At 47.3% G+C, this 9,582-nt stretch carries 6 protein-coding genes; 4 read left to right on the forward strand and 2 right to left on the reverse strand.

The features are described 5' to 3' along the window. Window positions 1-123: 123 nt before the first annotated feature. Entirely contained in the window at window positions 124-1,089 is a 966-nt protein-coding gene (locus KT99_RS16510; protein ID WP_005502269.1) for a LysR family transcriptional regulator, read from the reverse strand. 578 nt (window positions 1,090-1,667) lie between these two features. On the opposite strand from KT99_RS16510, the gene KT99_RS16515 reads away from it, so the two are divergent. The 4 genes from KT99_RS16515 (at window position 1,668) to KT99_RS16530 (ending at window position 8,429) form a co-directional block, all read left to right on the forward strand. After that, window positions 1,668-2,363 carry a 4Fe-4S dicluster domain-containing protein gene (locus tag KT99_RS16515; protein ID WP_005502270.1) on the forward strand — a complete coding sequence of 232 codons (696 nt, stop codon included), beginning with the start codon at window positions 1,668-1,670 and terminating at the stop codon, window positions 2,361-2,363. 9 nt (window positions 2,364-2,372) lie between these two features. After that, window positions 2,373-5,408 carry a molybdopterin-dependent oxidoreductase gene (locus KT99_RS16520; RefSeq protein WP_005502271.1) on the forward strand — a complete coding sequence of 1,012 codons (3,036 nt, stop codon included), beginning with the start codon at window positions 2,373-2,375 and terminating at the stop codon, window positions 5,406-5,408. Window positions 5,409-6,453: 1,045 nt separating this feature from the next. Next, a complete protein-coding gene (locus KT99_RS16525) occupies window positions 6,454-7,041 on the forward strand; it encodes a hypothetical protein (protein ID WP_005502274.1) in 588 nt (195 codons plus the stop codon). Between the two features lie 95 nt (window positions 7,042-7,136). Continuing rightward, window positions 7,137-8,429, forward strand: a complete 1,293-nt coding sequence (locus KT99_RS16530) for a hypothetical protein (protein ID WP_005502275.1) — start codon at window positions 7,137-7,139, stop codon at window positions 8,427-8,429. A 579-nt stretch (window positions 8,430-9,008) separates the two neighbouring features. Here KT99_RS16530 and KT99_RS16535 read toward each other — a convergent pair. After that, complete coding sequence (locus tag KT99_RS16535; RefSeq protein WP_232504317.1) at window positions 9,009-9,563, reverse strand: YSC84-related protein; 555 nt, start codon at window positions 9,561-9,563, stop codon at window positions 9,009-9,011. Window positions 9,564-9,582: the final 19 nt, after the last annotated feature.

Genomic DNA, 9,582 nt, shown 5'->3' on the forward strand with positions numbered 1-9,582 from the left:
TGCTCACATTTTTATTTCTGGCCTATCTTGGTGTTGCTATTGTTGAACTCCTCTTCAGCCGGTGAACTGCCGGACTTATTGCAGGGACTGGCAGCTCGTTACTCTTCGTCCTCGATAAATGGTTCATTCTTGGCTCGCTAGGCGCCACTCTCTCTCTAAGCCGCAGATCAGTTTGGATTTAACCCAGTTAAATGCGGCGGAATTATTGGTATCACCGTGGAGGACATAGTTGCCGATTTCACGTTTTCCCCGGCGACGAATACGACATCTCTGAGCCAACTCCGGGGGCAGTTTGATGTATTGGATCGCCGGGATCATGTCGACAAACTGACGGGTAAACTGATTGCAGCTCAGGGTGATGGCATCTGTCTCGCTCAATAGCCTCATAGCCGATGCTAGGCTGTCCGTGTAACCCTCGACTTCCATGCACAGATCTTGTTCGCGGCATAGGTTCACCAGTAGCGGGCTGCGAAGGTCGTCATAGTTGTCGATCTCCAGGCAGGAGTAGTGGGAGATATTCTCCAGGGTGAGTGCCTGTGTCAGTAGCGGGTGGCCTCGACGTGCCAAGATATAGAGGTGATCGGTTTCGGCGAACATCTCGTAGTTGAGATTCTTGCCGTTGAACCCTTCATAGACCACCACGAAATCAATCTCGCCATTGGCAAGTTCGGTGCTGCAATCACGGGTGATCACCCGGATATCGAATCGCAAGTTGGGCGCCTCTGCCAGGATGTCATTTCGGATCACCTTATGCACCGCGTAGACGAATTCGTCATAGGCATGAATGATGTATTGGCCACCAGACTCGGCTGGGGTGAATACCGAATGCTGCATCTCGATTTCTTGATATTGCTCGACCAGGGCCTTGGCCATGGGAATTAATCTATGGGTTTTCTCGGTTGCAACGAAGCCGGAACAGCGGCGGATAAATAGTGAGTCATTAAATATATCCCTTAAAATTTTTAAGGTGCGACTCACACCCGAAGCAGTCATGCCTAACTCATTGGCAGCCTGATGACTCTGACCATGTTCATACACAGCTATAAATACTTTTAGTTGGTTGTAATTAAGCTGGTCAATTTTATTCATAATTCAGAACTGGTTATTTATTATGGGTGAGTATCATCTATATATATGCCGAAGTATTCAATGTCATATGTCACACTTTAATATTGTTATTGTTAGAAGTTTGATATTAATCCCAGTTTTCAATTATTGATTTTTGCAAAAGTCGGATATTGATATTTACCTGGCGTGCACGTATTTATTTCAAGCGCTTGCTTAATGAACGGTCAAAATAAGAGCTGTGTTCGTGGTTGATACTCTAAACTATTCAACTAACTGTTATTTATGTATTTTATTGCATTCTTCGCTTCTATTTTCTAGATGGGTGAAATTAATTTTTAAAAATTTCATCAAATAAATATTTATTTAGTATATGTGATATTGGGCTGTTTGAGCGCGTTAGTGACTGGTGGAACGTGTCCGTAAATATATTTCATTCTTTTTTAATTTATTTTTAAAGTGTGATCTTTATTTGATTGTCACCTTTTTAATTATTATTTTATTATATATTTCTTCCTGCTTTGTGTATTTTAAAATAAAGACAAGTATAAATAAATGATAAATAAACGGTCGCATTTATTTATCATATTTAAGGATGGATTATGCTGGATAGACGTTCCATATTAAAAATGGCTGCTGGTGGCGCCATGCTCGCAGTTGTGCCCAGCGCACAACTGCAAGCCAAGACTCAGGGTAAGCGCTTGGCCATGGTGTTCGATGTTAGGCGTTGTACCGGTTGTTTATCCTGTACCGTTTCCTGCGCCATGGAGAACCAAACTGAGGCGGGGCGTGGGCGGACGCGAGTCAACCAGGCGAGTATCGAGCAAGAAGATGGCTTCGTCACACTAGCGGTACCCAATCAGTGTAATCAATGTGATAACCCTGCATGTGTTTATGTATGCCCGGTAGGGGCAACATATAAACGCAAGGAGGATGGCATTGTTGTCATCGACCATGACGAGTGTATCTATTGCCAGCTTTGTGTGGATGCGTGTCCATATGGGGCTAGGCGCAAAGATGAGACCTTAGAATCTCCCCCGGAAAAGTGTAATTTCTGTATTCACCGCGTATCAGTAGGCCTTCTGCCTGCCTGTGTTGAGACCTGTATTGGTGAAGCTAGGATATTTGGAGATCTGAATGATCCGCAGAGTAAGATCTCTCAGCTACTTAGAGACAATAAGGCTTATGCCATGCTATCTGAAGCAGGTACTCAGCCCAATATTTTTTATATCGGTTTACCAGAGCAGGCAGATGATCAAGAGATCTTGTCACTTAATTTTCTCAAATGGCAGCGCTAGGAGTTGACAATGGATAGACGTAAATTTTTAACCCAAGCGGGTGTTGTTTCTGTCGCTGCAGCTACTGTGGGTTGTGGTGAAAAAACTCAAGAATCTCACGCTGTGCGCAGCGAAGATGTATCCCGTTTCGGTCACCCAATTCCTCCAGAGTGTCTACAGAGTGCTGATGGTCAATGGAGTAAAACTCCTGGAATAAGAACGGCATATTCCCGCTGCTTCAGCTGTTACAACATCTGTGGTCTGCGGGTTCGTATCGATGAAGCCAGTGACAAGGTTTTGAAAGTCGGGGGTAACCCCTATTGCGAGAACAACTCGGGCTCGCCACTGCCAATCGATACCCCGGTTAAGCAGAGTTACATCGAGTTGACGGGAGACGCCGGACTAGTCAATCGTGCCACGACCTGTGCCAAGGGCGCAAGTTGTGCCGATTCGGTCGATGACGAGCGTCGCGTCACCCAGGTGCTTAAGCGCGCGGGCAAACGCGGCGAAGGCAAGTGGGTCACCATCAGCTACGAGCAGGCTCTGTCAGAGATCGTCAACGGTGGTGATCTGTTTGGTGAGGGCCATGTGGAAGGGCTAAGGGCGGTACGCCAGCTCGATAAGCAAGTTAAACCTGGATTTCCTGAATTTGGCTCCGCAGCCAACCATCTGTTTGCTACATTTTGCGCCGAAGATACCCTGCGCGGCAGCTTCTACGCCCGCTTCATGCAGCAAGCCTGGGGCACCAGTAATCTGGGGACTAAGCATGCCTATTGTGGCGCGGCGCAAGTGACAGGTTACAGCCTAGGCATGGCGTCAGGCTTCGAGGAGTGGCTCAACGATGTCGACTGGGAAAATGTCGAATATGGCTTGTTTATGGGCACCAGCCCAGGCTCATCGGGTAACAGTCTCAACCGGGCTGGACGTGGTCTTGCCGACAGCCGAGTCGATAGAAAATTCAAGTATGTGTGTGTCGATCCACTATTGCGTACCACAGTCGCAGCGGACACCAATGCCAAGTGGTTAGCGGTTAAACCGGGCCAGGATGCGGCATTCTCCTTCGGTGTCATTCGCACCATGCTCGAGGAGGGCTGGTTCAACAAGGTCCATCTTGAAGGAGCGAGCGAGAAGGCGGCGAAGGCGGCGGGTGAGCTTAACTATACCAATGCCGGTCACCTTGTAGTGATGGATCCTAAGCATGCTAATTATCGCGGGTTTGCTAAGGCGGCCGATTTCGGTCTCGGTGGCGATGAAGCCTTGATTATCAAGTCGGCTAGCCAAAGTTTAGTGTCTGCCGAGAAGGGTGATAAGGCTGAGCTGTTTGTCAGTAAAATGTTTAAAGATAACAAGGGCCGTAAGGTTAAGCTGGTTTCTTCCCTGTCTCTACTTCGAGAGGAAGCCCAACGTACCAGCATGAAGGTCTATGCCGAGCAATCGGGCATCGGCATCGAAGATATGCGACAGGTGGCGAAAGATTTAGGTCATTATGGGCGTAAGGCCTGTATCGCGGGTAACGGCGGCACTAACTCTTCCGATGGTTTCGTGATGGGTTGGATCTGGGCAACACTCAACACCTTAGTCGGCTCCCATGACGCCAAAGGCGGGGCGATATACGGTAATGGCCCCATAGGTGGCATGGAAGGACGCTACGATCTGGCCAATATCGACGATGGTGTCAGTTTAGATGGCGTAGTCAATGCTTGTCGTGATGGCGCCTACGAGTCTTCGACCGAGTATAAGCAGAAGTTGGCTAAGGGGCAAAACCCATATCCTGCGAGCACGCCATGGCATGAGGCTCTTCCTGCCATGAATGCGGCCGAGCAGTGGACCAGTCATGCCAACGCCGACCCATATCGGGCCAAGGTGTTGTTCAACTGGCGCAACAACTTCCTCTACAGTGCGGCATCGATCAGTCAGGAAGTCGTGGCGAGTATCGCCGATCCTAAGCGACTGCCGTTAATTGTCGGTATCGATTGCCACATGAATGAAACTAACCGCTATGCGGACTACTTCATCCCCGATCGTTCCATGCTGGAGGAGTATGCGGCGGATCGTATGTGGGGATCCCATATGTTGGGTGTCGTCGCTGCGGCGCCATTGGTCACGCCGAGAACGGTTAAAAACGAACGTGGTCAACACGTGTGCATGGAGCAGTTACTGATTGATATCGCCTTAGAGATGAAGCTACCAGGCTTCGGTAAAGGTGCTATCGCCCACGCAGATGGTCATCGGGCTGACTTGCTATGTTTCGAAGATTGGCATGCAAAATATCTGGCTAACGTGGCGGCTCAGTGCGAAGGCTTACCTAAGGTGACGGCCGAGGACAGAGAGTGGGCCGGGCTGGATTATGCGATGAAACCGCTGACCCCGAGACTGACTCCAGCTGAAACGAGTCAGGTAGAGTCTTTACTGTCTCGAGGCGGCTACTATGTGGCGGATGATCGTTATGACGGTGAGTTTATCAAGGGGGCGGGCGCCAAGTGTCTGCAGATCTATCATGAAGCCGTGACACACCTGCGTCATGCTTATTCTGGAGAGCGTTATCCTGGCACTATCACCTATCAGGAGCATAAGTTCTGGAATGGAGACACCTGGGAGAGTCATTGGCCTAAGTCAGAGTATCCTCTGTTGTTCTCAAGCTACAAGGCCACGGTACGTTCTAATTATGCGGTAGCTTATAAGCGTATCGCCGAAATCAGTCCGACTAACTTTGTTTACATGAACCAGGATACCGCCAGCGAGCAGGGCTTGAGCGACGGCGATAGTGTCAAGCTTATCACTGCCAACGGCAAGCCTGCCGTTGGGCTGCTGCAGACCGATTCAGGGGTTGCCAAAGGAGCCGTATGTGTGTCCCACGGGTTTGGTCACACCCAAGGTTTTGGTGGTGATGACAGGATTATCAATGGTCAAAAACTGGCGGGCTTAAAAGAGCGTGCTGGTGGGGTGGCTATTAACCAGATGATCCCGTCGGATCCAACCCGTAACGCCAAGGCTAGTATGCTCAACGACTACTGGACCGGAGCTAACTGCCGTCATGGGGTGCCTGTACGGGTAGAGAAAGTGTAAACGGTAATAGCTCAACCGTCCCCTCAGCTTTGTCTGTTGAGGGGGCTAAGTCGATAAGGTTATTCGGGAGGCGATGAAACAGATGATTTCAGTTTCAGGTTCCAACCCGTAACGCCAAGGCTAGTATGCTCAACGACTACTGGACCGGAGCTAACTGCCGTCATGGGGTGCCTGTACGGGTAGAGAAAGTGTAAACGGTAATAGCTCAACCGTCCCCTCAGCTTTGTCTGTTGAGGGGGCTAAGTCGATAAGGTTATTCGGGAGGCGATGAAACAGATGATTTCAGTTTCAGGTTCCAACCCGTAACGCCAAGGCTAGTATGCTCAACGACTACTGGACCGGAGCTAACTGCCGTCATGGGGTGCCTGTACGGGTAGAGAAAGTGTAAACGGTAATAGCTCAACCGTCCCCTCAGCTTTGTCTGTTGAGGGGGCTAAGTCGATAAGGTTATTCGGGAGGCGATGAAACAGATGATTTCAGTTTCAGGTTCCAACCCGTAACGCCAAGGCTAGTATGCTCAACGACTACTGGACCGGAGCTAACTGCCGTCATGGGGTGCCTGTACGGGTAGAGAAAGCGTAACGATAGATGAGAAATCGTCCCCCTCTGAGCGGTCAGTGAGGGGGATTCATTACAGATAGTCATACTCAAATTTATAGCTAGTTTAGTGTTAATCATTATCGACATGCTCTATGCAGGTTTACCTGCATAGAGGCAAAGGCTTTGAAGGGGCGCAAAATGGATAGTGCCGCTAAAGGTTGTTAACAAGTATTCCAAGTTCATCTAACCACACCTAACCACATCACCATATTTGGTTCCCTCTATTACGGTTTGTTGTAGAGGGTCTTTTTTTCAATAACATCACACTCTGCGCTAATCTCTGGCCAATCAGCTTTTTCTGAGCCGCCTTGAACCCGGCTGTCGGTTAAGATTTTGAGTTGCAGCTCCTTTTATGTCGTTAAATGGTTTTCAGTTTAAATTTATTTCTCTGTGCTAGTCTCGTTGCCTTGTGAATAGACGGATAGACAAATTGATGGAGATAATAATGAAAACAACAAAATACTCACAGCTTGCACTCTTGCTCACTACGATCTCATTGATTGCCTTGCCAGCTCTGGCCACTACATCTGAACAGGATGCCTTCTTCGACAGTATCGCCGCCCACTGTGGTAAAGCATTCGAAGGAACTGTGACAGCCGGAAACTCTGCCGACTCTGCATTTAGCGGAAAGAAACTTATCATGCATGTGCGTGAGTGTACCGACACGGAACTAAAGGTGTCGTTTCATGTGGGTGATGACCATTCCCGTACCTGGGTAATAACTAAAACCCAATATGGCTTACATTTAGCCCACGATCATCGCCATAAAGATGGCAGTGAAGACAAGGTGACCATGTATGGCGGCATGACAGCGAACATGGGCAGTGCTGAGCAGCAATCTTTTCCCGTCGATGCATATTCAATCAATAATTTCAGAGAAAATGGTTTAGATGTTTCTATTACCAATGTGTGGCACATGTATATCGAGCCAGAAGAGTTTACTTACCGCCTGACCCGTGAAGAGCGTGACTTTAGAGTGGATTTCGATCTGACTAAGCCGGTAGCACTACCACCGGCTCCTTGGGGGACATAAGTAGTTAGCCTTCGAATGAAGGCTGATCACATTTTCTGATTTAGCTTCTGGCTGAGTTGGTTCTGCATTGCGTTCAGGTCGAAGTGTTTCAAATAATGGATGATGGACTCAAAATGTCGGGTCACGGCACTATTAAGGTTAACAATGTCGGGACAATCTACATGGAGTTCATTTGCACCACCAGTGAGAATGTACCTCGTGCGTTGTTTAGTGAAATACTACCTAAAGACCCGTTAAATGAAGATCACAAGTTGTATCTCCGTGCTCAAACAATAAGCGGTGACGTGTATGTGTCTGACGGTTTCTCTATCCAAATCAATATGAACTCATCGTACCCACCAGTCCATCACTACATCATCTTATCGTCGATTAATTGCTGTTCTACCGCTGAGCCGCATCAATCAAAAGAAGGTAATTACCTTTACTTTGAATTTGCAGAACATTTCAACATCCCTGCTAACAAGTCTAATTCAGTGGTTTCTAGCCTTGGTGATGAGTCACACAGCCGGAATCAGACAGTACTGGAAATGGATGGTTATTCAATATCTATGGTCAAAAAGCTAGACTACACAGAAGTGCGTGTAACGGGATGCTTTGACCCTGAAGAACTCTTGCAATGTTTGAAGTTCTATATTGGGTTTTCTAGCGCATCTATGCCTCAGTTTGTTTATATACTGAAGCGCATGGGTGAAGGCAAACAAGAGATTATTTCCAGTATAGCTAACAATCAAAAGTGCCAGCGGTCATCTAGCCCAATGGTCGAAAATTTTGCTGATAAAAAGTACAGAGACTCTGTTTACCACTACAAGTTATTAGACAATATAATCAGTCTGCGCAAGAAGAACACTAGGCAATTTGAGAGTATGTATTCTCAATGGGAGAGGGTGTGGTACTCATTCCAATCAAAGAATAGCATTATGATTCTAACCCTATCGGTCGCTATTGAAGGGCTGTTAAATGATATATATATCCCTGCTATCAAGGTAAAACAAAATAACTTAGAGTTGGAAGCTGAGATAAAGAAGGTCAAGCAACAGATTAAAACGCTTGAGCTAACCGATGACCAACGCAGTCGGATTCTGGGTAGCGTGAGTTACTGGAAGAATATTACAGCAGCTAAAGCTCTAGATTACTTGATTGAACAGGGTGTAATAACAAGTGCAGATAAGAAGTTGTGGCAAGAGCTTCGCAATGAAAGTGCTCACCCTAAGGTCCGAGAAGATAATTTGGCTAAAGAAATACTTGAACGTGAGAAAGTATCATCCTGCTTAAACTTATTCCACAAGATCGTGTTGAATACACTGGCGTTTTCTGGGCCTATTAGGGTCTTACAAGCAGGTAAAGAGCCTGCTTGTGCAGAGTTGCTCCATACCGAAATCTTAAATTGATGTGCACTGATTAACTTGCTTTGTCAAATTGTTGAATGGATTCCTGAGCCTCAATGCTAGGTATTATACTGTGTTGAATTCACTAGTAACGGGCAAGGTCTGCCATCCTAATGGGTAGGACAAACCTAGCTCTAATTATCCAAAGTGTTTCAGCCGTGTAGCTAAAGATAAAGGGGTCGGAGAGAAATTGAGATACTTTTTCTCATCTAAGTCACTCGCGATAGACCAGATGCTCTAACGTGTTTTTGTCCAGAAGTGAGTTACGAACCGTAAACTCCAATCGAAGAAATGAATAATCAGGTGTGAACGCGGCTGTGACCTTCGACAGCAAGGACGCTGTCGCAGAGGCTATAGGGACACTTTCCGTCAATAGAGAGGGCGCCGTGTCGCAGAACCTTCTCAAAATAAAGAGTGCACATCCCTCGCCGGGCAGGCGGTAGATAACAGCTAAGTCATGGCATCCAGCAAACCAACCAAACACCAAAACTGCTAAATGAACCCAACCAAAGATATTTGAAACTTGTTATCCGACAACAAGTAATGAAGGTCCTAGTTTCTAGGAACTAGAACCTTCTCGATCTATTTCTCTTCGAAGGTAAATGACTGTCCGGCTAATGCCGCTTCAAACATCAAGCCACCCTTAGCTAAGGTATAAACTGCCATGCCATTGATGTAAGAGGCTTTAGCAGCAGACTTACCGGCACTGCTGGAGTTCCCCGTTGTGCCCGCCTGAGCGTTAACACCGATATTGATGGCTACTGCCGATGCTTGAGCGCTAAATTCGAAGCTGCCGCTGGTAAATTCATTATAAGATTTGGCATCTTTGAAGAAGATGATCTCGCTATAGGCTTGACCGCCAATCTGGAATCCAATGGATATCTGAGTCAGGCTGGTATCACCTGTGTAGGCGTGGCTTTTAAACACTCGCCCCTTACCGTATGCAGCTCCGATGCCGAATCCACCTTTGCCCACGGTAGGGAAAATGGCGTAACCGTAGGCGTTATCGAAAAACTTATGGGTATCGTTAGCCTGCTTGAAATTGGCGATTGTCTCGGTATAGCTTTCATCGGCTAAGGCGACTTGAGACATGAGCAAACTGGCGACAAGGGCGCATGAAGTGGCCATGATAGAAATGAATTTTTCATTTGGACTC

The sequence above is a fragment of the Shewanella benthica KT99 genome, from assembly GCF_000172075.1.
GTDB lineage: Bacteria > Pseudomonadota > Gammaproteobacteria > Enterobacterales > Shewanellaceae > Shewanella > Shewanella benthica_A.

Excerpts from the sequence above, each read along its gene's own strand:
- KT99_RS16510 (WP_005502269.1), bottom strand. The coding sequence starts at position 1,089 with ATGAATAAAATTGACCAGCTTAATTACAACCAACTAAAAGTATTTATA.
- KT99_RS16515 (WP_005502270.1), top strand. The coding sequence starts at position 1,668 with ATGCTGGATAGACGTTCCATATTAAAAATGGCTGCTGGTGGCGCCATG.
- KT99_RS16520 (WP_005502271.1), top strand. The coding sequence starts at position 2,373 with ATGGATAGACGTAAATTTTTAACCCAAGCGGGTGTTGTTTCTGTCGCT.
- KT99_RS16525 (WP_005502274.1), top strand. The coding sequence starts at position 6,454 with ATGAAAACAACAAAATACTCACAGCTTGCACTCTTGCTCACTACGATC.
- KT99_RS16530 (WP_005502275.1), top strand. The coding sequence starts at position 7,137 with ATGGATGATGGACTCAAAATGTCGGGTCACGGCACTATTAAGGTTAAC.